This is a genomic window from Photorhabdus laumondii subsp. laumondii, from assembly GCF_003343245.1.
GTDB classification, from domain to species: Bacteria; Pseudomonadota; Gammaproteobacteria; order Enterobacterales; family Enterobacteriaceae; genus Photorhabdus; species Photorhabdus laumondii.
Map to the genome: position 1 here is coordinate 4,234,103 of NZ_CP024901.1, position 24,339 is coordinate 4,258,441.

17 protein-coding genes and 1 pseudogene are annotated in these 24,339 nt (G+C 49.3%); 5 read left to right on the top strand and 13 right to left on the bottom strand.

The features are described from left to right. Position 1 precedes the first annotated feature (1 nt). Both PluTT01m_RS18475 and PluTT01m_RS18480 read left to right on the top strand, forming a co-directional pair. Positions 2-388 carry a helix-turn-helix transcriptional regulator gene (locus PluTT01m_RS18475; protein ID WP_011147755.1) on the top strand — a complete coding sequence of 129 codons (387 nt, stop codon included), beginning with the start codon at positions 2-4 and terminating at the stop codon, positions 386-388. 102 nt (positions 389-490) lie between these two features. Further along, positions 491-733: a SymE family type I addiction module toxin gene (locus PluTT01m_RS18480; protein ID WP_011147756.1), complete on the top strand. Its 243-nt coding sequence runs from the start codon at positions 491-493 to the stop codon at positions 731-733. 42 nt (positions 734-775) lie between these two features. Here the strand turns inward: PluTT01m_RS18480 and PluTT01m_RS18485 are convergent, their stop codons facing one another. The 3 genes from PluTT01m_RS18485 to PluTT01m_RS26995 are packed head-to-tail and all read right to left on the bottom strand — an operon-like array spanning position 776 to position 2,101. After that, positions 776-1,087: a hypothetical protein gene (locus tag PluTT01m_RS18485; RefSeq protein WP_011147757.1), complete on the bottom strand. Its 312-nt coding sequence runs from the start codon at positions 1,085-1,087 to the stop codon at positions 776-778. Further along, a complete protein-coding gene (locus PluTT01m_RS18490) occupies positions 1,084-2,001 on the bottom strand; it encodes a hypothetical protein (RefSeq protein ID WP_244213447.1) in 918 nt (305 codons plus the stop codon). Before PluTT01m_RS18490 ends, PluTT01m_RS18485 begins: the two co-directional genes overlap by 4 nt. Next, a complete protein-coding gene (locus PluTT01m_RS26995) occupies positions 1,964-2,101 on the bottom strand; it encodes a hypothetical protein (protein ID WP_161556189.1) in 138 nt (45 codons plus the stop codon). The genes PluTT01m_RS18490 and PluTT01m_RS26995 overlap by 38 nt, the downstream gene beginning before the upstream one ends. Positions 2,102-2,422: 321 nt before the next feature. Here PluTT01m_RS26995 and PluTT01m_RS18500 point away from each other — a divergent pair, with 321 nt between their 5' ends. Then, positions 2,423-3,805 (top strand): IS4-like element ISPlu9 family transposase, encoded by a 1,383-nt coding sequence (locus tag PluTT01m_RS18500; protein ID WP_011144727.1) that lies wholly within the window; start codon positions 2,423-2,425, stop codon positions 3,803-3,805. 531 nt (positions 3,806-4,336) lie between these two features. On the opposite strand, the gene xerC is transcribed toward PluTT01m_RS18500, so the two are convergent. Beyond that, complete coding sequence (xerC, locus tag PluTT01m_RS18505) at positions 4,337-5,467, bottom strand: site-specific tyrosine recombinase XerC (RefSeq protein ID WP_011147753.1); 1,131 nt, start codon at positions 5,465-5,467, stop codon at positions 4,337-4,339. Beyond that, positions 5,454-8,769 (bottom strand): annotated as a pseudogene (locus PluTT01m_RS18510) (CHC2 zinc finger domain-containing protein). The gene xerC and the pseudogene PluTT01m_RS18510 overlap by 14 nt, the downstream one beginning before the upstream one ends. A gap of 101 nt (positions 8,770-8,870) precedes the next feature. Here PluTT01m_RS18510 and PluTT01m_RS18515 point away from each other — a divergent pair. Next, a complete protein-coding gene (locus PluTT01m_RS18515) occupies positions 8,871-9,257 on the top strand; it encodes a helix-turn-helix transcriptional regulator (protein WP_011147755.1) in 387 nt (128 codons plus the stop codon). A gap of 102 nt (positions 9,258-9,359) precedes the next feature. After that, complete coding sequence (locus PluTT01m_RS18520; protein ID WP_011147756.1) at positions 9,360-9,602, top strand: SymE family type I addiction module toxin; 243 nt, start codon at positions 9,360-9,362, stop codon at positions 9,600-9,602. Between the two features lie 42 nt (positions 9,603-9,644). On the opposite strand, the gene PluTT01m_RS18525 is transcribed toward PluTT01m_RS18520, so the two are convergent. The 8 genes from PluTT01m_RS18525 to ubiI form a co-directional block, all read right to left on the bottom strand. Beyond that, a complete protein-coding gene (locus PluTT01m_RS18525) occupies positions 9,645-9,956 on the bottom strand; it encodes a hypothetical protein (RefSeq protein WP_011147757.1) in 312 nt (103 codons plus the stop codon). Continuing rightward, the gene (locus PluTT01m_RS18530; protein WP_232507879.1) at positions 9,953-10,906 is read right to left on the bottom strand and encodes a hypothetical protein; all 954 of its coding nucleotides are present in this window, start codon (positions 10,904-10,906) and stop codon (positions 9,953-9,955) included. The genes PluTT01m_RS18525 and PluTT01m_RS18530 overlap by 4 nt, the downstream gene beginning before the upstream one ends. Further along, on the bottom strand, positions 10,833-17,240 hold the full coding sequence (locus PluTT01m_RS18535) for a two-partner secretion domain-containing protein (RefSeq protein ID WP_011147762.1): 6,408 nt from the start codon (positions 17,238-17,240) through the stop codon (positions 10,833-10,835). Before PluTT01m_RS18535 ends, PluTT01m_RS18530 begins: the two co-directional genes overlap by 74 nt. Continuing rightward, a complete protein-coding gene (locus PluTT01m_RS26245; protein WP_125043785.1) occupies positions 17,192-17,551 on the bottom strand; it encodes a hypothetical protein in 360 nt (119 codons plus the stop codon). The genes PluTT01m_RS18535 and PluTT01m_RS26245 overlap by 49 nt, the downstream gene beginning before the upstream one ends. 621 nt (positions 17,552-18,172) lie before the next feature. Further along, on the bottom strand, positions 18,173-21,049 hold the full coding sequence (gene gcvP / locus PluTT01m_RS18540; RefSeq protein ID WP_011147763.1) for an aminomethyl-transferring glycine dehydrogenase: 2,877 nt from the start codon (positions 21,047-21,049) through the stop codon (positions 18,173-18,175). Between the two features lie 87 nt (positions 21,050-21,136). Beyond that, positions 21,137-21,529 carry a glycine cleavage system protein GcvH gene (gene gcvH / locus PluTT01m_RS18545; protein WP_011147764.1) on the bottom strand — a complete coding sequence of 131 codons (393 nt, stop codon included), beginning with the start codon at positions 21,527-21,529 and terminating at the stop codon, positions 21,137-21,139. Between the two features lie 121 nt (positions 21,530-21,650). Continuing rightward, a complete protein-coding gene (gcvT, locus tag PluTT01m_RS18550; RefSeq protein ID WP_011147765.1) occupies positions 21,651-22,745 on the bottom strand; it encodes a glycine cleavage system aminomethyltransferase GcvT in 1,095 nt (364 codons plus the stop codon). Positions 22,746-23,103: 358 nt separating this feature from the next. Continuing rightward, complete coding sequence (gene ubiI / locus PluTT01m_RS18555; protein ID WP_011147766.1) at positions 23,104-24,324, bottom strand: FAD-dependent 2-octaprenylphenol hydroxylase; 1,221 nt, start codon at positions 24,322-24,324, stop codon at positions 23,104-23,106. Positions 24,325-24,339 lie beyond the last annotated feature (15 nt).

The following is a 24,339-nucleotide window of genomic DNA, read 5'->3' on the forward strand; positions in this document are numbered from 1 at the left end:
AATGCACATCTCATTACCACACTGGATTTGTGAGGAAGATATGCAACTGTTTGCTACACGGCTAAAGGAAGCCAGAGAAGCCCGCAAGATGACACAAGCAAGATTAGCTGAACTGCTCAACGTTGATCGCCGGGTTTATAACCGTTGGGAACGCGGCGCTTCCGTTCCTCAACTGGATGCCGTGGTCAGGATCGCTCAGGTATTACAAAGTAGTCTGGATTCACTTGTCGGACTGGAACCCATGACACCGCCACAGATACATAATCCGCGTTTACAGGCGCTTGTGATGCAGATGGATTCATTATCAGATGAAGATCAGCAGGCGCTGATTGTGTTGATGGACAGTTTGCTTAAACGTTCGAAGATGACGCAGTTACTGACATCGTAGAAAGAATTTGCTACAGGAAAGACGATTTTTATTTAGTGCAGCATTACCAGACGGCCATCCGGTAACGCTGCTAACCGTAGGCAACTAACAGGAGTAGTTACCATGGCTAACCGCGATTGTAATGCAGATTTAGCGATTTCAAAAGCCCGGCGCAGCTATAAGGTGGGGTATGCCCGCACCCGCCACGAAGACCGCAGCACCGGCATGACCCGCTATTACAGCCAGCACCCCAGTTTGCATCTTAAAGGCAACTGGCTGGAAGAAGCGGGCTTTGCCACCGGTCAGCCGGTGCAGGTCAGTGTTGAGCACGGACAGTTGATTATCCGGCTCGTCGAGAACGGCTAACCGCTAAAGGGGAGATCCCAGCGCTTGGGCTGGGATCTGGGGTTAGCAAAAATCTTGTTCTATTCTGCCTTCCGATTTCAATGTTTCTAAAAAACATTGATAAGCAACTGGATCTGCTTCTAACAGGTCATCTAATATATTTTTTTCAATGAGTGGCTTGTAAAATATGCCATTTTCAAAGAAAACAAAATCACCAGATAACGATGACTCTATAATTTCTACTTCCTCTGCGTTATAACTAAGCAGCCCGTCATAACCTTTAGCAAAACCGTAAAAGTATGTTTTTTCTCCGAACCAATATATGGCAAAAACTTCAATAATTTTTTCTGATTTGAACTTTTTTATTTTCATCATTTTTTATCCGTGATTGAAGGCTTAGGTTGGATTTCAGGCCGTTTAGGAGTTGTAATCTTCATATCATAAGCCTTACCAGTAGTTGAGTTATATTGATAATGGATGGTGATATTTGAACCGTCTGGTAACTCATGTGTAACTTGCATTTTCTGGAATCCTGCATCAGTAGGGAAACGAGGATCTTTATTCATTCCTCTAAGTGGATCACCTGAAGATGGGTTAGCTTTAACTTGGTTCCATAAAATCTGCTCATTCAGATCCCTTGGCGCTGCAACTTGTTGCCCCGGTTTCGCGGTAGATATCTTTTCAGCATTTTTGATAAGCTGTTGATGATAAATAGTATTAGCCGATTTATCACCCAGATTCGTTGTGCCTTGACTGTTTTTCCCAATCTTTTCCAGCGCCGCTTTCTCTGTATTAACAACCGCGCCTGTGCTTCCTTTTGTTGTTGGCGATGATTTCGGCCCTTTGCTGCCCTCAACAATAACAGGCAACGTCATCGCCATCGCAGCGGCAGTCTCCTGACTCATGCCCATTGCTTCAAAGCGTTTTGTCCAGCCGAGTTCGCCTACCTTGCCGGTTGCCGCCTGACCTAACGTATTCACCGCCGACAGGTAATTTCTGAACTCAACTGGCAATGTGCCATCCCGGTCCATATTTTTGAGGGTCCGCTCAAACACCGGCCACTGATCAACCAGATAACCATACTTCTGTGCGCACTGGGTCGGGTTGCTGTTACAGAAATCCATCATTTCCTGCTGATTGCGGATATTAGTGTCTACCATATCCTTGATCACTTGTTTGCAGCTTTCGCCTTCACAGGTGCGGGCTTGATGCGCAAAACTGTCCAGCTCATTCACGCTCAGATAGTTATTCTCAACAACAACCCATTCCATTGCGACGTTGACCGCCAAACACCGATTTTCCCAATGCCCTCAGCCAGTTACCACCCGTTTTTTCCAATGGGCGTTCACCGCCGGCCCCAAAACCCCCTGACGCGCTTTTCGCCTCCAAAGGCCGGTTTTTCCCGCCGTGCCATTGTCAGTGTAGCGCCTTTTTCGGCAACGGGCGAACGTCGCCCAACTCGCTTGGGCGGCGGATGCCCGTTCTGCGGGCGCGGGCGGCATAGAGCCCGCAAGCGGCGCCCCTGCGACGCTCGGGGGCACCGGGGTTTCGGGTTGCGCATGACCTTGCATGACCACGCGATTTTGTTCAGGGAAGCCCCCGGGGGCTGCACCTGTCTTTCCTACACAAATATTTTAACCCGCCCCCGCGTTATTGAACTTTTCCCTCATAGATTGATCTCAATAAAAAACACGACTTGAGGTAATCTTTATGTTTTCAACCAGCGCCGAACAATGGGCAAATGACACGTTTCAACATGCGGAATTAGGTGATAAACGCCGTACCAACCGCCTGGTGAAAGTGGCCTGTTCGTTGGCTAACCATATAGGACAATCGCTCGTGCAATCTCTTGACTCTCCTGCCGATGTTGAAGCGGCCTACCGACTGACCCGAAATTCCGCCATTGCGCCTCAGGCCATCGCCGAAGCCGGATTTACCGCCACCGTCGCTCACGCTCAACGTTATCATTGCCTGTTAGCGCTGGAAGACACGACAACCCTGTCATTTTCCCATGCGTCGGTCGCCGATGAACTCGGCTATACCACCTCAAAGGAAAAATCCCGGGGCATGCAGGCACACTCGGTGTTGTTATTTGCGCCTGAAGAACAACAGGTCGTGGGGTTGATAGAGCAACAGCGCTGGTGTCGAGATGTCAGTGATTATGGCAAAAGCCGACAACGCGATACACGCCCTTATGAAGGGAAAGAGAGTTATAAGTGGGAACGGGCCTCACAAGCCGTCGACAGCCGGTTAGGGGAGCAGATGGCCAACGTGATTTCTGTCTGTGACCGTGAAGCCGATATCATCGAATATCTGCGTTATAAAACGAGCCAAAAACAACGTTTCGTCATCCGTTCGATGCAAAACCGGCGTATAGAGGAAAGTCAGGATAAACTTTATGACTTTATTAGCCGGTTACAGAGTGCTGGAGAACGATTAGTTCAGGTCAGACAGAAAGGCGGGCGTCAGGCGCGTGTCGCGCATTGTGATATCAGTTATGCCGAAGTGACGTTGAAAATCCCCGAAGGAAAAAGCGGTGAGGCGGTGCGGATATTTTATGTCGGTTGCTACGAAAAAGGTCCGGAGGATGGGCTTTGCTGGCATCTTCTGACCTCCGAACCCGTCAACAGTCAGGAAGACGCCCATAAAATATTCAGTTATTACGAGCGCCGCTGGCTGATAGAAGAATTTCACAAAGCGTGGAAAACGGGCGGCACGCAGGTAGAAGCGCTGCGTATGCAAAGCAAAGATAATCTGGAGCGCATGATAGTGCTGCTGGCCTTTATTGCGGTACGAATACACCAGCTGCGTTTTATGGGTCTGAACAAAGAAGAGGCAGAGAAAGAGAGCTGTGAGACAGTATTAAGCCCCCTGGCGTGGAAATTACTGTGGTCAAAACAAGAAAAACGCCGTGTGCCGAAAAAAGCCCCGAGTTTGCATTGGGCCTTCATCAATCTGGGAAAACTGGCCGGCTGGTACGATTCCAAACGCACGGGTCGAGTCGGATGGGAACGACTTTGGGAAGGCTGGTTTCGGCTGCAAACCCTGATAGACGGCTATTTGCTGGCTAAATCAGTTGATTTGGAGATCTGATCAAGAGACAGGGCTGCACGGGGCGGCGATGGCGAGCACGGGAATGAGCAAGGAGCCTGCGACTGCGAACCGGGCGCAGCCAGTGCAGCGGGGTTGGGGCGGGGGGAAGTCAATGAGCGGAGGCCGCAGGCCGACCTGCCTTTAGGGGGGTTGGCCCAACGGTTGCAGGGCAGCTAAAGAAGAACTCAGAGTTGCCGATGTCCGGCTCAGTCGGTTAGAGCATAAGGCGCAGCCTTGTGCGCCACTCCCCGCAATGCCGACCCGCGGGGGCGCAAGACATAATGCCAATTATACGCATTAAGCCGCTCATCAATGCTCAGGCGGTTGCCCGGGCTCACCGGCGCAGTGCGTATAATTCCCCCCGCATTATGTTCAATAGGCGTTGGGCGGCCTGGACCGGCTTAACGGGGACGCTCGTGGTTGAGCCGCCTGACGACTATTTACCCCCGCGTGCGCCGGGGCTAACGGGCAGTCCGGCCACGGTCTGCCCCCACACCGAACCCGCCCAACTCAACGGGGGCGTACGGACGCTCAGCGGCTATCGGGGGTTGAGGTCGGCTCTGAACTGTCCGGCGGCGTGTCCGTGTCGGCGTTATCGTCGGCGTACAGGTCGGCCAGTAAACCCACCTCATCGGCGTCGCTGACTTTTTCATCGGCCATTTGCTCCGCCGGATGGGTGCTGGCGTGCACCGCCTGCAAGGCCCGGATAGAGACCTGCGTATACACCTGGGTGGATTCCACGCTGGCATGGCCTAACATGGCCTGTATCCAGCGCAGGTCCGCCCCGTTCTCCAGCATCTGCGTCGCCATCGCATGCCGGAACAGGTGGCAGGCACCTTTTTTCTCGATACCCACCGCGTTGATATAAGCTGTCACCAAATTGCTGATACCGTTAGCCTGTAAGCCGTCCAGCCCATCCATTGCGACGAATAATGCCTTGACGTCTGGATTGACGATAAGTTGTGGCCGCACCTGTTGCTGATAGCGCTGTAGCCAGCTTAAGGCCCGTTCACCGAGGGGCAACACCCGGTCTTTATTCCCCTTGCCCTGCCGGATGGTCACCGTTTTGCGTTTTCCGTCAACGCTGTACACATCCAGCCGGGTTAATTCGCCCCGACGCATCCCGGTTGACCAGAGCAACTCCATCAACGCCCGGTCACGTACCCCCTGCAACGTCGTCAGGTCAGGCTGCGCCAGTATCTGTTCGGTTTCATCGATGGTCAGGATATAGCGCGGCAGGTGCTTTTCCAGTCTGGGGAGTTCAATGTCCGCCGCCGGGTTCGCCAGTATCAGATTCTGTTTCGTCAGCCATTTGAACCAGACCTTCAAGGGTTCCAGTTGGGTACGTTGCGTCCGGGTGCTTAACGGTTCACCGTTGGTCTTGCGGTACTGGTACAGATAACGCTGGTAACGCTCCAGTATCGGCCGCGTGATATCCGCTGCGTAGTATAAGCCGCGCTCGGTTGCCCACAGGATAAAGTGGTAAGTATGGTGCGTCTGTACTTTCAGCGTGCTTTCTGACCAATTCCGTTCCTGTCGCCACACCACAAAGCGCAGCAACAACGCATACAGGCTCTTCGGGTCGTGCGCCGGACCGACAGGTTTGCGGTACACTTCATCTACTGTCAGCAGGCTTCCTCTGCGGGGTTTACGGTTTGCCATGATTGACCTCCGGTTGAGATTGAGGGGTGGGCGCAGACAAGGGGCGCGTTTTCTTTTTTCCTTTTATCACGGTGTCTTCCGTTACCCCGACTTGCGGTACGCTGAACCCGTGCTCTGCCTGCTCGGATGGGGATTTTTTCACCCCAGACTTAGCCCGGACCTGACCCAGACTTGAGGCAGACTTGCGTTTATTTAAGTCAGACTTGCTCTCCTGACCTGTCGGGACGGCTTCCGGTGTTTTATCCCTGTCGGGCACGGGCAATGCGTCTCTGTGATTATTTTCCCTAATAACCGCGTTTTCATCTGCCCGGACTTGTGCCCCGCCGGCCCTTGTGCTATCGGGGATGACGCGGGTTTTTCTTCCCCAGACTCAGGCCAGACTTGCCCCGGACTTGGGGAAGACTTGCGACCTTTCGGGTCAGACTTGCGTTCACTGCCGGCGGTTTCGGAGTCCGGTTCTCCGACATCCAGCAGGCCGCACAGGTGGGCTGCGCCGTTGTCTTCCCCGTCCCACAGCAGTTCATAATGCAGCAGGTGCCCCCGGCTGCCGCCATGCAACAGCAGGTATTCCATTTCCGTCAGCCGTTGACAGTGGTTTTTGAGCTGGCTGTCGCTCCAGTGGGTAAAGGCACGGATATCTCGCCGGGTAAAGCGGACTTCATTTGGCTGGCAGTGCTGGATTTGCGCCTGTTCGTTCACCATCTCTTGTATCAGCAGTAACAGCTTGCGCGTCTGCGGCGGCATTTCATCCAGCGTGCGCCCCAGCACCTCATGCGCCAGCCGGTTGGCGAGGGCAATATCGTCTTGGGTGACTTCGATATATTCGATGACCTGCCCGCGGTGGGTCGTTTTCTTCACTTCACGTTGATACTGGTGCAGCAGGGCAATGGCCTGTATCAGCGTCAGGTATTTCATGTGGTCGCGCCGCATCCGGGTTTTGTCTGACAGGAACGTCAGTTGGTGGGCGTAAGGATTGACCACTTTCAGCGGCCTTAACAAGCGCTGGGCGTTCTGGTGTAACTGTGTCAGATAACCTTTCTCCGAGTCAGCCAGCAACCCGGCCAGCGTCTGGCGGTGCCGCTGCATGGCGTGGATGGCCTGCGTCTGCTCGCGCGATTCGTTGACCGTCAGCACCAGACAGCGGTTCAGCAGCTCTTCATCCACATCAATGGCCGTCGTCGTTAACATCAGCATCACCGGTCCCTGCACCTTGTATTCCCGCGTCACCAGTTCGCCGCTCTGTTCGTTTTTGCCGGTACTGGCGATTTTTAGCTCGCCGTCGGACTGTAACAGTTTCAGGGCATAGGCCGCCTGCCGCACGCCTTCCTCTTCGGCTATCGCCAGTATTTTGTGTTGCAGGCTGGTTTCGCCGAGGTAATACAGGCTCTGTCCGGTCATCGCCGAGTACTGGATACGCTCCTCTTCCGGCATCAGGTTCAGCACGGCATCCATCAGGCTGCTCTTGCCTGCCGCGCTGCTGCTCTGGATTAACACGGCCAGCGGGTTTATCGAGTTTGCGCGAGACTGCCGCCAGATACCCGGTCAGCAGATTGGTGGATTCGCCGACCACGCCACAGGCGGCCATGTCGTTGATAATCTGTTCTGTTAAGTTTGGCGATGTCAGCAACGCCAGCGCGGCGGCTTCGTCTTCCGCGCTGACCGTGACTGCCGTTGTCCCTGAGGCTTCGGCGTCGGCCTGCTGTTGCGCGTCCTGTTGCTGCTCCAGCATCAGCAAGACCCGCCCGGCTTCACGTTTAATCACAGACGGCTCGCATTCCAGCTCTTGCGCCGCCGTGCTGATGTAGTTCTGACGATGCCGCGCATGGTACATGTCCAGCGTATCCACATGGAACAGGCCGGACGTTTCATCCCGCACCTGCACGTTCACCTTCATCACATCCGGCACCGGGGATTTTTTCATCCCCCGTACCCGCCAGACCCGGGGGCCGCTTTTCATCAACAGTTCACCGCAGGCCGTGCGCTCACAGGGCACGGGGGCAACAGTCAGCGCCGACGGGGCGGCTAAAGCAGCCGGTTTAGCCACCCCGGCACTTTGGGGCTTTTCCGTCACTGTCGGCGAGACGGGCCGCTCATGGCTGAACACCGCGCCCGGCGCTGTTCCCTGTCCCAGCCAGACCGCCTGTTGCAACGCCAGCCCCAGCGCATGTTCGGCGTTGCCGCTTTTCAGCGCATAGTCATTGGCATCCATGCCCGGCGGGGAACTGCACCCGCCATGCCTCGATACCGGCTTCCAGTAAATCAGCGGCCACACTGGTCGCGCCACGGTCTCCGGCCTCGTCCCGGTCAAAGGCAATCAGCACCCGTTTCACGCCGTGATACTGTAAGGCTTCGAGGTGCTCACGGTTAAACCCGTTCACCCCGAACGCGGCAATCACGTTACGGAACCCGGCACACCAGAACGTCATGGCATCGATCAGCGCTTCGCACAGGATAATTTCATTTGATGCCTGCATCGCCGATTCATTCCAGACCCCGGCTAGCGGTGACGGCAGATACAGATGCTTCGGGCTGTCTTTCAGCACTTTGTAATCCGGCTGGGTCCGGCGACCATACAGTTGCAACACCCGCCCGCGGCTGGTCACATTGACCGATTCTGTCCAGCCGATCACCGGCACCACGACGCAGCCCCGGAAGTGGTCCTGCCGGGTAGTGGTACGCAACACGCCCAGACCTGATAGTTTGTCGCGCAGTTGCTGGCCTTCCTGACTGCTCTTGGACGGTAATAAGCCCGCTGAACCGCCGATCCCGTGATGGCCCGCGTACCCCAGCTTAAAGTGACTGACCAGTTCAGGATGATTCAGCCCGCGTCGTTCCAGCCAGGCTTTGGCTTCCGGTGACGCCAGTAAGTGCTGATGATAAAAATCAATCACCTGATGCAGCAGCGCCTGCCCGTCATCGTCCAGGTCGGCCAGTTTCGGACGCGGCAGGGGGGCCGCCTGTAATTCCGGCTGGGCGGCTAACGAAGAAGCGGCCACAACCGCATTGTCCATGTCCGGCAGCCCGGCCAGCTCCCGCAGCCGGCGGATACCGATTTTCAACGTCACGCCTTCCGTTTGTATCACCCAGTCGAGCACCGACCCCGCTGCGCCACAGCCAAAGCAGTGATACAGGTTCTTAGCCGGCGATATCACCATTGAGGGGGTTTTCTCGTTATGGAACGGACAGCGCAGCACATAATCCTCACCGCGTTTTTTCATCGTACGGCCTTGCTTACGCGCCAGCCCCAGCAACGAGACGGTTTGCTTTAAGTGGGCTAAATCGGTATCGGGAATGCGGGCCATGGATTACCTCCTGTAAAAACCTGTCAATAGACATTGTAGTAGCATTAATATGAGACTATAATATAGCCATTGAGTCAAGCAGTTTAAAAGGAGGGCTTACAATGCACATCTCATTACCACACTGGATTTGTGAGGAAGATATGCAACTGTTTGCTACACGGCTAAAGGAAGCCAGAGAAGCCCGCAAGATGACACAAGCAAGATTAGCTGAACTGCTCAACGTTGATCGCCGGGTTTATAACCGTTGGGAACGCGGCGCTTCCGTTCCTCAACTGGATGCCGTGGTCAGGATCGCTCAGGTATTACAAAGTAGTCTGGATTCACTTGTCGGACTGGAACCCATGACACCGCCACAGATACATAATCCGCGTTTACAGGCGCTTGTGATGCAGATGGATTCATTATCAGATGAAGATCAGCAGGCGCTGATTGTGTTGATGGACAGTTTGCTTAAACGTTCGAAGATGACGCAGTTACTGACATCGTAGAAAGAATTTGCTACAGGAAAGACGATTTTTATTTAGTGCAGCATTACCAGACGGCCATCCGGTAACGCTGCTAACCGTAGGCAACTAACAGGAGTAGTTACCATGGCTAACCGCGATTGTAATGCAGATTTAGCGATTTCAAAAGCCCGGCGCAGCTATAAGGTGGGGTATGCCCGCACCCGCCACGAAGACCGCAGCACCGGCATGACCCGCTATTACAGCCAGCACCCCAGTTTGCATCTTAAAGGCAACTGGCTGGAAGAAGCGGGCTTTGCCACCGGTCAGCCGGTGCAGGTCAGTGTTGAGCACGGACAGTTGATTATCCGGCTCGTCGAGAACGGCTAACCGCTAAAGGGGAGATCCCAGCGCTTGGGCTGGGATCTGGGGTTAGCAAAAATCTTGTTCTATTCTGCCTTCCGATTTCAATGTTTCTAAAAAACATTGATAAGCAACTGGATCTGCTTCTAACAGGTCATCTAATATATTTTTTTCAATGAGTGGCTTGTAAAATATGCCATTTTCAAAGAAAACAAAATCACCAGATAACGATGACTCTATAATTTCTACTTCCTCTGCGTTATAACTAAGCAGCCCGTCATAACCTTTAGCAAAACCGTAAAAGTATGTTTTTTCTCCGAACCAATATATGGCAAAAACTTCAATAATTTTTTCTGATTTGAACTTTTTTATTTTCATCATTTTTTATCCGTGATTGAAGGCTTAGGTTGGATTTCAGGCCGTTTAGGAGTTGTAATCTTCATATCATAAGCCTTACCAGTAGTTGAGTTATATTGATAATGGATGGTGATATTTGAACCGTCTGGTAACTCATGTGTAACTTGCATTTTCTGGAATCCTGCATCAGTAGGGAAACGAGGATCTTTATTCATTCCTCTAAGTGGATCACCTGAAGATGGGTTAGCTTTAACTTGGTTCCATAAAATCTGCTCATTCAGATCCCTTGGCGCTGCAACTTGTTGCCCCGGTTTCGCGGTAGATATCTTTTCAGCATTTTTGATAAGCTGTTGATGATAAATAGTATTAGCCGATTTATCACCCAGATTCGTTGTGCCTTGACTGTTTTTCCCAATCTTTTCCAGCGCCGCTTTCTCTGTATTAACAACCGCGCCTGTGCTTCCTTTTGTTGTTGGCGATGATTTCGGCCCTTTGCTGCCCTCAACAATAACAGGCAACGTCATCGCCATCGCAGCGGCAGTCTCCTGACTCATGCCCATTGCTTCAAAGCGTTTTGTCCAGCCGAGTTCGCCTACCTTGCCGGTTGCCGCCTGACCTAACGTATTCACCGCCGACAGGTAATTTCTGAACTCAACTGGCAATGTGCCATCCCGGTCCATATTTTTGAGGGTCCGCTCAAACACCGGCCACTGATCAACCAGATAACCATACTTCTGTGCGCACTGGGTCGGGTTGCTGTTACAGAAATCCATCATTTCCTGCTGATTGCGGATATTAGTGTCTACCATATCCTTGATCACTTGTTTGCAGCTTTCGCCTTCACAGGTGCGGGCTTGATGCGCAAAACTGTCCAGCTCATTCACGCTCAGATAGTTATTCTCAATCGCCATCATTAATCGGCGAATATTTCCGGGCAGAGAACAGTAAATCCCGACCAGCGTTAACCGAGACATTTCCTTTAGTCGATATTAATCTCGCGATACCCGCAATATCGCCCCCTGCACTGAGTTGCAGGTGATCACCCGCGGTAATTTGCGTACCTAATTCAGAGAATTTGTCTAATCCATCTAATTCGGATAAATAAAACAGGCTCTCTGGCGTATTGGGCCGAGAGATATCAATATCGCGACCCGCACTGAGCATGACTTGTTGTCCCGCCCGGATACCCGCTTGCCGCAACATTAAATCATTTCCCGCAAACAGATTAATATTGCCCGCCGCCTTCAATTGGCTTCGACTGGCATTCAGGTTACGACCCGCACTTAATGTCAGATTGTGTGATTTATCTAACTGAGTACCGGAAAGGTCCAGATCGTTGCCCGCGGAAATCCGCAAATGATTATCGGCCGAAATTGAGGCTAATAACTCATGAGGCCGATTCCGTCCCATTTGGATGTCGCCTTCACGCACCAGAAGCTCAACATTTTCCCCTTTTAACTCTGCCTGACGAGCGGTGATATCCTTGCCCGCAATTAAGGTCAGATTTTTATTTGCCGCTAATTTAACCCGGTCGGCATTAATTTCATGACCCGCATTTAACGTTATATTGTTGGCTTTATCGAACAAAAGACCCTGGAGATCCAGTTTGTTGCTCGCGAACATCTGCACATTATTGCTGGCCGAAATACGCGAATCATGCCCGCCCATTTGAATGTTGCCTTCACGCGCGAGAAGCTCAATATTTTCCCCTTTCAGCCCGGTTTCACGGGCAGTGATACCTTTGCCCGCAATCAGTGTCAGATTTTTCTGCACGGCCAATTTAACCCGGCTGGTATCAATTTCATGACCCGCGTTTAACGTTATCGTGTTTGATTTATCGAACAAAAGACCATAGAGATCCAGTTTGTGATCCGCGAATATCCGCAAATTGTTGTCGGCCGAAATACGCGAACCGTCCCCCCACATCTGGATGTCGCCTTCACGCGTAAGCAGTTCAATATTTTCTCCCTTCAACCCGACTTGAAAAGCCTCAATATCTTTACCTGCAATCAAGGTCAGATTTCTTTTTGCCTCCAGTGTACTCTGGCCGGCATACATTCGACGCTCGGCGATGACGGACAGATCATTGCCCGCGTTGAGGTGCCCTATGTTAATAATTTCACCGGCATGCAGCAGAATATTTTTCGCCGAGATGAATGCCGTTCCGCGGAGTTGATGAATAAAATCAGCCACCACATTCAGATCGGCGGAGAGTTTACCGTCCATCCCGCGGTTAAAATCGTGACCGGTTAAGATGAGATTTTTCTTCGCATGAAACTGACTTTCATCATTATCCAGCTTCGTTGCATGGATATAAGCGTTCATTCCCGCCGCGACGCTGGCATCCCAGGCATTATTTAACGCTTTTGCGCGAATAATAATATCGCCGTTATGGGTTTTCAGTGTCGCTGAAGTGTTGTTAATTTCAGTGCTTAAATTACCGCTCGCGTCTTTTTGCAGCCAGAGATGATTATTTGCCTGAATCAGCCCCTTATACTGATTGTATAAATGGTCGATAAATAACCGCATGTCACCTTCTGCGATAATCTTACCGGTGTTGTTCAGCGTGTTCGCGGCAAGCGTGATCTCTTTCCCTGCCTGCACATGACTCTGTTCCGCCGTTTTAATGCTTTTACTGCTAACGGTGATATCCGTTTTGGCCTGTATATTGCCCAGAGTCACCTTACCATCCGCCGTCAGACTAATGTCGCCTTGCGTTGCCGTCAGGTTGGTCAGGTTAACTCCCTTACCCGCCTCAGTACTCACCAGACGGATTTTATTGGCATACATTCCCCCCAATGACCCGGTATCAATCGCTTTCCAAGAGGTATCACCCTCGCCTGCAATAGGGATAAGAGTCCCGCGTTTGAAATCAATCCGGTTGGCCCCTTGTGTCAATGTCAGGTTTTTCGCCTGCACTTTGCCGTTAAGTATCGTCGCACGGCTGATAATGTCGACAGCATCCTGCGCCGTTGCGTCCAGCCCCTTTTCATCAAAGGTTATGACACCTTTTTTCATCTCTAAAGCCGCTAACGCGCCCTCTTTATCAAATACCGGTTTCCCGGTCGATAAGGTGACAGCCGGGGTATTGATAAAACCACAACCATGACAGGTTATGCCGTTCGGGTTAGCGATGAAGACCGGGGCTTTTTGCCCCACCACTTCCAACAGACCCTGTAGATTTGAGGCTAAAGTCCCCACCACTTCATTAATAATCAACTCAGCCGATTGACCGTTGAAGTGAGGGTTCGCCCCAATTTGTCCCGCCAGTACGGATTGGGTAGCTTCGGTAGCATTATTGAGCACCAGCCCGGAAGCCCCAACATTAAACTCCCGATAACGGTTATGTGAAACACCCCGGGAATTCGGTGCCGCAATATGGATAATAGGCAGGTTATTTCTCACAGCAATCCGCGCTCGCTTATCCGCCAGTTGAATCCCGGGTATTCCACCAGCTATTTCTGGGATATTGATGGTCAGTTGGGGGGCATTATCTAATGCGAGGTCAATCAACGCCGAAGTCACCGGAGTATATCTCCCGTCGGCTAAGTGCAACGCGGTACTATATTGGGCGACTGCGGCCGTCCCTTCTGCCGATAATGCTGTCTCTGTTATATTGCTGTCGGCAATCAGCGCTAAATTGTTGCCAGCGGTGACCTTGCCAATATTAATCGAGCCACCACTGGTCAGGGTAATATCTTTCCCGGCGGTCAGGGAAATCCCATCCAACTTTATCCCCCCTCCAGCGTGAAGATCAATATTCTCATCCGCCGCCAAATGCTGATTAATACCAATCCACCCATTACTCGCCATAAAGATATTTTTCGCCCGGTTAATTAGCGTATCTGAAAGCGATATTCCCTGTTCAGACAGAATACGCAGCGTATTAACCGCAGAAATAATAGGTAATACTTGTGTGCTTTCCGACGTGTCACTAGGTGAAACAGAAGTATTATAACTATTGGCAATCAAGGTAATGTCATGACCTGAAATATCCGTGCCACGCACCGTAAAACTGTTCTTTCCCTGTAGCAGAACCTGGTTCCCGGCGGTGATATTTCCCCCATCTAAAGACAAGGTTTTCGCTTTAATAGTGACATCACCGTCGGCACGAATTCGTCCCCAACTCTGCAATGTATCGGTTGTCAATATCAGATGTTGACCGGCTTGCATATGACTTTTTTTCACCATGTCAATGTCTTTACCGTTAACGGTGATATCCGTTTTGGCCTGTACATCCCCCAGAGTCACCTTGCCATCCGCCGTCAGACTGATGTCGCCTTGGGTTGCCGTCAGGTTGGTCAGATTGACAACCTTACCCGGCTCGGTACTCACCAGACGGATTTTATTGGCATACATTCCCCCTAATAACCCGGTATCAATCGCTTCCCAAGGGCCATAATCTTCCCCTGTCATGGGAACAAGGGTTCCGCGTTTGAAATCAATCTGGTTGGGGCCTTGTGTCAATGTCAGGCTTTTCGCCTGGAGTTTACCGTTAAGCTTAGTGGTCCGGCTGATGATAGCGATCGAATCTTGCGCTGTTGCATCCAGTCCCTTTTCACCCAAGGTGATAGCGCCTTTTTTCACTTCCAAGGCCGCTAATGCGCCATCTTTATCAAATACCGGTTTACCGGTCGATAAGGTGACAGCCGGAGTATTAACAAAGCGACAACCATTACAGGTCATACCGTTCGGGTTAACAATGAAGACATTAGCTTTCTGCCCTGCAACTTCCAACAGCCCTTGCAGATTTGAGGCTAAGGTACCCACCACTTCATTAATAATCAGTTCAGCCGATTGACCGTTGAAGTGAGGGTTCGCCCCAATTTGTCCCGCCAGTACGGATTGGGTAGCTTCGGTAGCATTATTGAGCACCAGCCCGGAAGCCCCAACATTAAACTCCTGATAACGGTTATGTGAAACACCACGGGCGTTAGGTGCCGCAATATGAATAATAGGGTGATTGTTTTTCGAGGTGATCCGAGTTTGCTTATCCGCCAGTTTAATCCCTGGGACTTCTCCTTCTACTTCTGAGGCGTTTATGGTCAGTTGAGGAGCATGGCTTAACGCACATGCAATCAGCGCAGAAGTGACTGGCGTATATTTCCCTTCAACTGAGTTATACCTCCCTGACGGTGAATGTAACTCTGCGTTGTTTTTGACAATGGCAGTCACCCCTTTTGCCGACAAAGTTGCCTCAGTATCAATAATGTCACCACCAGCATTAAGGGTTAAATTATTGCCGGCAGTGATGATACTGCTCGCTATGGGTAATTGAAATTGTGGGTAAGATTGTTCGTCTTCCTCGTCATCAGCATTTTCATATTCATAATGCTTTTCATAACCCGTTCCGTGTTCATCTTCATATTCATAGGGGTCCTCTGCTGTGATTTTACTCACATCAAGCGTGCCGCCACTGGTCAGCGTGATATCTTTCCCCGCCGTCAAGGAAATGCTTCTCAGATCGACAATCTTTCCTGCATGGATCTCAATATTTTCATCCGCTTGCAATTGGCTGAGCTGGCGCAGACGCTGATTAATGAATGCTTGTTTAGCGCCGTCATTGAGTGAACTCTGCTCATCAATTAAATCACCAGAGGCATAAATCTCAAGCTTATCATTGGTTGCCAAAAAGATATTTTTCGCCCGGTTAATCAGAGTATCGGCGATATTAATAGGACCCTCGGCGATAATGCGTAATATGTTATCAGCAGAAAGCGTGGTTAATACCCTTATTCCCTCAGGGGTATAGTCATCTCCAGAGACAACAGACAGCAGCCCCCGGCTGGCAAGCAAGGTCACATCCCGACCGGAGATATCATAACCATTCACATCAAGATGTGATTTTCCATCCAGCATGACATGGTTCCCGGCTTTTAAATTCCCCTGGCCTAAATAGATTGTTTCTGCGTCAACGGCTAAGTTTTGTTCTGCCCTCATTGACGCACGATTTGCTAAATCTCGGGCAGTGAGAGAAATGTTTTTCCCGGTGATTAACGCCAGATCCGTAGGTTTCTTTCCCGCTTTAAAATGTTCTTTATTAAAATCAAAACTAAATCCCTCTTTAAAGACAGCCGTCAAATCCCCACCGGCACTCAGTTTACCAATGATATTCTGCTGATTGTCTTTTATCGCTTTGGTTGAAAAATTTTTGCCTGTCAGGGTGAGATTTTGTCCCGCGCTTAACTCACCAACATTATTTATCTCGTTCGCGGTAATGCTGTTGTTTTTACCCGCGGTAATAATCGGGTGGCTTTGCTTAGTCGGGTTTACGTTATCAAGTTGAGTCGCTTTAATCGTGACATCACCATCCGCCCGGATTTGGCCTTGATTCCTCAGTGTTTCGGTGGTCAATTTCAGATGTTGACCCGCCTGCACATGGCTTTGTGCCGCCGTTTCAATGGCTTTACTGTTGATGTTGATATCGGTCTTAGCTTGTACCTCCCCCAAGATAATTTTACCCTCAGCGGTTAAACTGATAGCGTCTTGGGTTGTGGTCAGGTTGGTGAGATTAACCCCAACCCCGTCTTCAGTGGCAACCAGTCGGATTTTATTGGCATACATGCCGCCTAAGGCTTTAGTATCAACCGCTAATTGCGGTTTTGCCCCTTCTCCGGCGATAGGTTTAACCGTGCCGTCTTTCAAGCTGACACGGTTGGCCCCCTGAGTCAGCGACAGAGTGTTAGCCTGAATTTTTCCATTCAACTCCGCCGCCCGGCTGATGATATCGACATAATCCGTCGTCTTGCCGTCCAGCCCTTTGCCGCCAATGGTAATCTGGCCTTTTTTCACTTCCAGTGCTTCCAACGCACCCTGTTTATCAAATTGGGGTTTACCGGTGGTCAGGGTTGCGCTGGCGGTATTAATAAAACCACAACCATCGCAGGTAATGCCGTTAGGGTTGGCAATCATCACGTTGGCTTTATTGCCAACAATTTCCAACTGGCCTTGCAGGTCAGAGCGGCCACTGCCGGTGACTTCGTTAATAATCAGTTCCGCTGCTTTGCCTTTCAGGTTAGGGTTCGCGTTAAGTTGCCCTGCCAGTTGTGATTGAGCCGCCTGTGTCGCGTTATTAAGTACGGCCCCCTGAGTGGCAACATTGAACTCTTGATAGGTGTTGTGGGATATCCCTGCATCATTCGGCGTGGCGATATTCACCACCGGTACATTGCCCTGATTTTGTACCTGTGTGCGGTTGTTATCCGGTGTTATGCCGATAGCCATAGCCGGGTGCAATGGCTGGATTGCCGTCAGGTAAATTAAAAGATAACTTGTGACCCTAGCCATCGAGTTGTGGCGTTTATCCATCGTACTGTCCCTTTTCCTAATTTAAGTGTGACAAAGTCAGTCATGCTGACTAATAAATTACCCAATGAGGTATTAGCGGTTTTTCGTACCCGTGCGTTGATATCCTGCAAAGTTAAACCCGCGGATAAATAAGAATGCATCGAGTGTTCTTGGTCTGACCGGGACAAACTTTCTGCCCCTGCAAATTCAATCCGGTGCATAATGTGACAAATAGATCCCAATGCACCCGATGTTGAAACATATGTCCATTCGGATGTTGCCCGCAGGATAAGTACTGCCAAGCTGCGGCGATAAAGCGATAATCTTTCCATAGAAAATATTGATAATTTGATAGTGGCATAATAAAACTATTCTAATGTTTAATTATTTGCTTGTCTAAATCATCAGTACGAAATGTGATCAGCGTCTGGGTTTTTAATCCTGCTAATGGCGAATCTGATATATTAAATGCCAGAAAATCGCGATAAGGCTGGAGATATTAAATGGTGACGGAGTAGAAGGAAAAGACTAAGGATTGTGAATATCATACAATAATAATAAATTATTATATTAATAATAGTTTCAATTTTATATTAATGAAATATCATTACCCATAAAAACTTATTTAAATAAAATATCAATAAAAACATTTTATTAAATAAAAATAACAATAATGAAAGATGCTGTTAGATTAGAAATAGCATGTAAAGCTTGGGAGAAAAAGGTATTAAATATATAAATTAATTTTATACCCGTCATCTTTCAAGTTGCCTCTTTGTTGGCTGCACTCGCTCACCCCGGTCACATCGTTATCTATGCTCCCGGGGATTCTCTCCCTTGCCGTCGCGATCCATCTTGAAATCCAGAGGGTATATATTTAAATCGACTTCGCCAATAAATATAAATAATAGCAACGCCAGTTATTATGCTGGCGTTGGCTATTTTATGAGTGATTATTGATAATCACTGACAGGTGCACAAGAGCAATGCAGATTACGATCACCGTAAACATCATCAAGGCGTTTAACCGCAGGCCAATATTTATTGGCTTTGGTTTCCAAGGTTGGGAAAACCGCAGTTTCACGGCTGTAACTATGGCTCCAGTCAGAAACCAGTTCAGCTTGTACGTGAGGCGCGTTAACCAATGGGTTATCTTCTAATGACCACTCACCTTTTGCCACTTTGCCAATTTCAGCACGGATCGCCAGCATGGCATCCACAAAGCGATCAATTTCCACTTTGCTTTCTGATTCCGTGGGTTCCACCATCAGCGTGCCGGCAACCGGGAATGACATGGTTGGCGCATGGAAGCCATAGTCAATCAAGCGCTTGGCAATATCCATCTCACTGATACCAAACTCTTCTTTCAACGGTCGAATATCCAGAATACATTCATGTGCCACATAACCGTTATGACCCGTATACAACACGTCATAATCATTCTTTAAGCGAGCAGCAATATAGTTAGCATTCAAAATCGCCGTCTGGCTTGCCTGCTTCAACCCTTGCGAGCCCATCATACGGATATACATCCAGCTAATCGGCAAAATAGAAGCACTACCAAATGGTGCCGCTGAGACAGCTCTCTGTTCAGTAAGGCCATCCATTTGAACTACCGAGTGTCCCGGTAAGAACGGGGCCAAATGGGCTTTTACGCCAATCGGCCCCATACCTGGGCCACCACCGCCGTGTGGGATACAGAATGTTTTATGCAGGTTGAGGTGCGAAACATCAGCTCCGATAAAACCGGGCGCGGTGATACCAACCTGCGCATTCATATTCGCACCATCAAGGTAAACCTGACCACCATACTGGTGAATGATTTCACACACCTGACGAATAGTTTCTTCATATACGCCGTGGGTCGATGGGTAAGTCACCATGATGCAGGAAAGCTCATTACCTGATTCTTCCGCTTTTTCACGCAGGTCAACTAGATCAATGTTGCCCTCTTTATCGCAACTCACCACCACAACGGTCATGCCTGCCATATGAGCAGATGCCGGGTTGGTACCATGAGCAGAACTGGGGATCAAACAGATATGACGATGCCCTTCTCCACGACTTTCATGGTAACGGCGAATAGCAAGCAGACCCGCATATTCACCCTGTGCACCGGAGTTTGGTTGCATACAAACGACATCGTAACCTGTCAGTTGCACCAGCCAGTGAGATAATTGGCTGATCATTTGCTGATAACCCTGCGCTTGCTCTGGCGGACAAAATGGGTGTAGTTCATTAAATTCAGGCCAAGAGATCGGCAACATTTCTGCCGCGGCATTAAGTTTCATGGTGCAAGAACCCAATGGGATCATGGCCTGATTCAGTGCCAAATCTCGGCGCTCAAGACGATGCATATAACGCATCATATCCGTTTCGCTGTGATAACGGTTGAAATTTGGATGCAGCAGGATTTCATCACTACGCAACATTGAGGCAGGAATGGAGTGACTTTCCGTCATCAGCTCTTTATCCAGTGCTTCAACATCTAGCTTGTCATCCGTGCCTGTCAGCACAGAGAACAATTTGATCACATCATCACGGCGGGTAGCTTCACTCAATGTGATCCCCACCGCGCCGTAAGTATCGGTACGCAAATTGATTTCAGCTTTCTCTGCCCGGGCTAATACCGCCGCTTTATCAGCAACTTCAACCGTCAGCGTATCAAACCAAGTTTTGTAACGTAGAGTAAACCCAGCTTTCTGTAACCCAACCGCCAGAATGTCAGTCAGACGATGAATACGACCTGCAATGCGTTTCAGCCCCTTCGAACCATGATATACCGCATACATCGCCGCGATATTTGCCAGCAACACCTGAGCCGTACAGATGTTGGAATTCGCTTTCTCACGACGGATATGCTGCTCACGGGTCTGCATTGCCATGCGCAGTGCCGTATTACCTGCCGCATCTCGGGAAACACCGATAATACGTCCCGGCATAGAACGTTTGAATTCATCACGGCTGGCAAAAAATGCGGCGTGGGGACCGCCATATCCCATTGGTACCCCAAAACGCTGAGCTGAACCAAACACCATGTCAGCGCCTTGTTTACCCGGTGCAGTCAGCAGCAGCAACGCCATCAAATCAGCGGCAACACTGACAATGATTTTGCGCTGTTTCAGTTGTGCGATCAGATCCGCATAATCATGAACTTCACCTGTCGTGCCAACCTGTTGTAACAACACACCAAATACACCGTCCAGCTCCAAGACTTTTTCTGCTTTATCCACAATCACATCAAAGCCAAAGGTTTCCGCGCGGGTACGAACAACATCTAATGTTTGAGGATGGATATCATCAGCAACAAAGAAACGGTCAGCATTTTTCAGTTTGCTGATACGTTTTGCCATTGCCATTGCTTCAGCCGCCGCGGTGGCTTCATCCAGCAAAGAAGCAGAAGCAATATCCAACCCCGTCAAATCGATCGTCACTTGTTGGAAATTTAACAGTGATTCAAGGCGACCTTGAGAAACTTCGGGTTGATAAGGTGTATAAGCGGTATACCAGCCAGGATTTTCTAATAAATTACGCAAAATAACTGGCGGAAGCACCGCAGGCGCATACCCCATGCCAATATAGGATTGGTAACGTTTATTTTGGCTGGCAATCGCTTTCAATTCAGCTAGTGCTTGCTGTTCAGTTGCACCGCCACCAACATCGGGCGGCTCTGGCAACGCGATATCACGAGGAACAATTTTCTGTGTTAAATCATTAAGGGAACTTGCCCCCACTGTCGCCAACATCTCTTTTTGCTGTTCGGCGGAAGAGCCAATATGACGGCGGATAAACTCGCCCTGATTTTCGAGTTGGCTTAATGTCTGGGTCATTTGTGACTAATTCCTGAAGCTGGCCAGAAATGGCATACAAATAAAAACGCCCTGCTCACAATGTGAAACAGGGCGACGGTAAGTATATTATTCTTCTTCGTCCAGAAGTGCCTGATATCCTTCGGCATTCAGCAAACTCGAAAGTTCACTTTTATCAGAGGCTTTAATACGGAACAGCCAGCCTTCATGATAAGGCTCACTGTTAACCAGTTCAGGCGCGTCATTTAGCGCGTCATTAACGGCAATAATTTTACCACTCAGTGGTGCATAGATATCAGAAGCCGCTTTTACTGATTCAACAACCGCACAATCATCACCAAGATTGATTTGATCACCTACTTCCGGCAAATCAACAAAAACCATATCACCGAGCAGCTCCTGTGCATGCTCGGTAATACCTACCGTGTATTCATCATTACCTTCTGCACGAACCCACTCATGTGATTCAACATATTTTAACTCTGCGGGTACATTACTCATTACCATCATCTCCTTCAATCCTAGAATCTACCCCTATTAGGCTATTTTGTGCTCCTGCACCAATTATGCTTACCGGGATAAATGACTATTTACTCATCAAGTTATTATTCGATAAAAATGACTATACGAGAGGTTTGCCCGCCCGTACAAAGCTGGGTTTGACTACCTGAACCGGCATTTCACGATTGCGGATTTGGACAACCGCCTGTTCACCAATTCCTTGCGGCACACGGGCAAGGGCAATACTGAATCCTAATGTTGGAGAGAACGTACCACTGGTAATAACGCCAGAATGTAAGGTGCCCATCTCATCAGTAAAACTAACCGCTAAACCACCGCGTAACACACCCTTTTCTCTCATCACCAAACCAACCAACTGTTCAGTGCCCTCTTCACGCTGTTTTTCTAGCGCTTCACGGCCGATAAACTGGCGATCTTCGGGTTTCCAAGCGATTGTCCAACCCATGTTAGCCACAAGGGGAGAAATGGTTTCATCCATTTCCTGTCCATAGAGGTTCATACCGGCTTCAAGTCGCAGCGTATCACGCGCACCTAATCCCGCAGGCTTAACGCCGACACTCAGCAATTTTTGCCAGAAATCGGCTGCTTGCTCTTTTGGTAATGCCACTTCATAACCCGCCTCACCGGTATAACCCGTTGTTGCGATAAACAGATCCCCCGCCTGAACACCAAAGAAAGGTTTCATTCCGGCAATAGTCTGTTTTTGTTCATCATTCAATAGAGACTCTACTTTTGCCTGAGCGTCAGGCCCCTGAACCGCAATCAATGCCAGATCATCACGAACCTGAATATCAACCGGGTAATTGGCGACATGTTCATTAATCCAAGCCAGATCTTTCTCACGAGTCGCAGAATTGACCACCAACCGATAAAAATCATTGCTAAGGTAATAAACAATCAGGTCATCAATTACACCACCAGAAGCATTAAGCATCCCGGTGTATAAGGCTTTACCCTTTTCTGTCAGTTTAGCAATGTCATTTGCCAACAAATAACGCAGGAAATCACGGCAACCAGTACCATGCAGATCCACAATCGTCATGTGGGAAACATCAAACATACCAGCATGAGTGCGGACAATGTGATGTTCATCCATTTGTGAACCATAATGCAAAGGCATCATCCAGCCATGAAAATCTACCATACGTGCACCACAAGCCAGATGCTGGTCATACAATGGGGTTTGTTTTGCCATTATTTCCCTCTTTTCATTTCCTACATGAAAACATACCGCGTATTAACCGACAGATACTGTGAATCATGAACAAAAAGCGGCTAAAAAACGCGACGCAAACGATATCTTAAAATGAAAGTTATCACTGAAAACCAAAATGAACCATAAGTAAAAATAGGGTTCAATCCAGTGACCATCAAAAAACGTGTTGTGAGTATGCAGAATTTTCAACTATTAAAATGAGTCATAATACTCAAAATTAACAATTAACTTTAGAAAACACCCATTTTCTGTTACAAGCTAACTGAAATATGAATAAAATCACCTATTCATATTTCAGCAAGGTATGAGAAAAAGTTATCGATAAGCAGAGGCTAAATTAGATTTTTTCAGCCGAACAGAGCCAATTCGGCAAGTCATTCAATCCCATTGCCTGACGAAGTAATTTAGGTTTAATTCCCGGTAAATTATCTGCCAGAGACAACCCGACATCCCGCAAAAGTTTTTTCGCCGGATTATTGCCATCAAATAATTGACGAAAACCTTGCATCCCGGCCAGCATCACAGCAGCACCATGTTTACGTCGGCGCTCATAACGACGTAAATAAAAGTGCTGACCAATATCTTTTCCCTGACCATGCAAACGACGCAATTCACCTATCAGCTCAGCGACATCCATAAAGCCCAAATTCACACCTTGGCCTGCCAATGGGTGAATAGTATGGGCGGCATCTCCCAACAAGGCCAGACGATGAGCCGCAAAATTACGGGCATAACGACCCGTCAGTGGAATCGTCAGACGCTCACTCATCAGTTCACATTGACCAAGGCGCAGATCAAAGTCTACCGCCAATTGCTGGTTGAAACGCCTATGATCAAGCTGTTTGTACTGTTCTGCGACTTCACCCGGTAGTGACCAGACGATAGAACATAAATGGGGATCGGCAAGCGGCAAAAACGCCAAAATACCCTCACCATAAAAGACCTGACGAGCAACCCAGCCGTGCGGCTCTTCGGTGCGAATAGTGGCTACCAATGCATGATGTTCATAATCCCAGAATGTGAGAGGGATATCAGCATGTTGACGCAACCATGAATGAGCACCATCAGCACCAACAACTAAACGAGCAGTTAACATGCGACCATCGGATAAAGTCATAAAAGTTTCATTTTCACCCCAAGCTACCTGTTTCAAAGCCGCGGGTGCCAAAATGGTCACGTCAGATAAGCTATCTACTTTTTTCCATAATGTTTCACGGATAACTCGGTTTTCAATGATATGACCAAGATATTCCAGCCCATATTCAGCCGCACTGAACCGAATACGGCCAAAGCTATCCCGCTCCCAAACCTCAATTTCCTGATAAGGACTGGTGCGCATATCCAAAATATCTTGCCACACACCAAGATGCTGCAATAAGCGCTCACTAGCTGCATTAATCGCAGAAACCCGCAAAGTGTACTCTTCTCCAGCAACAACGGATTGAGTCGGCGGATAGCTCTCCACCACAGCCACTCGCAAGCCACTGCCTTGTAAGCCACAGGCAAGCGCTAAACCAACCATACCGCCACCAGCGATAACCACATCAAATGATTGCATAATATAACGTCCTCT

Bases quoted from the DNA above. Each gene is read 5' to 3' on its own strand.
- xerC (WP_011147753.1), bottom strand. From the start codon at position 5,467: ATGGCAAACCGTAAACCCCGCAGAGGAAGCCTGCTGACAGTAGATGAA.
- gcvT (WP_011147765.1), bottom strand. From the start codon at position 22,745: ATGGCAAAACAAACCCCATTGTATGACCAGCATCTGGCTTGTGGTGCA.
- PluTT01m_RS18475 (WP_011147755.1), top strand. From the start codon at position 2: ATGCACATCTCATTACCACACTGGATTTGTGAGGAAGATATGCAACTG.
- PluTT01m_RS18530 (WP_232507879.1), bottom strand. From the start codon at position 10,906: ATGTCTCGGTTAACGCTGGTCGGGATTTACTGTTCTCTGCCCGGAAAT.
- gcvP (WP_011147763.1), bottom strand. From the start codon at position 21,049: ATGACCCAGACATTAAGCCAACTCGAAAATCAGGGCGAGTTTATCCGC.
- PluTT01m_RS18525 (WP_011147757.1), bottom strand. From the start codon at position 9,956: ATGATGAAAATAAAAAAGTTCAAATCAGAAAAAATTATTGAAGTTTTT.
- PluTT01m_RS26245 (WP_125043785.1), bottom strand. From the start codon at position 17,551: ATGGAAAGATTATCGCTTTATCGCCGCAGCTTGGCAGTACTTATCCTG.
- PluTT01m_RS18500 (WP_011144727.1), top strand. From the start codon at position 2,423: ATGTTTTCAACCAGCGCCGAACAATGGGCAAATGACACGTTTCAACAT.
- PluTT01m_RS18480 (WP_011147756.1), top strand. From the start codon at position 491: ATGGCTAACCGCGATTGTAATGCAGATTTAGCGATTTCAAAAGCCCGG.
- PluTT01m_RS18515 (WP_011147755.1), top strand. From the start codon at position 8,871: ATGCACATCTCATTACCACACTGGATTTGTGAGGAAGATATGCAACTG.
- ubiI (WP_011147766.1), bottom strand. From the start codon at position 24,324: ATGCAATCATTTGATGTGGTTATCGCTGGTGGCGGTATGGTTGGTTTA.
- PluTT01m_RS18535 (WP_011147762.1), bottom strand. From the start codon at position 17,240: ATGGATAAACGCCACAACTCGATGGCTAGGGTCACAAGTTATCTTTTA.
- PluTT01m_RS18485 (WP_011147757.1), bottom strand. From the start codon at position 1,087: ATGATGAAAATAAAAAAGTTCAAATCAGAAAAAATTATTGAAGTTTTT.
- PluTT01m_RS18520 (WP_011147756.1), top strand. From the start codon at position 9,360: ATGGCTAACCGCGATTGTAATGCAGATTTAGCGATTTCAAAAGCCCGG.
- gcvH (WP_011147764.1), bottom strand. From the start codon at position 21,529: ATGAGTAATGTACCCGCAGAGTTAAAATATGTTGAATCACATGAGTGG.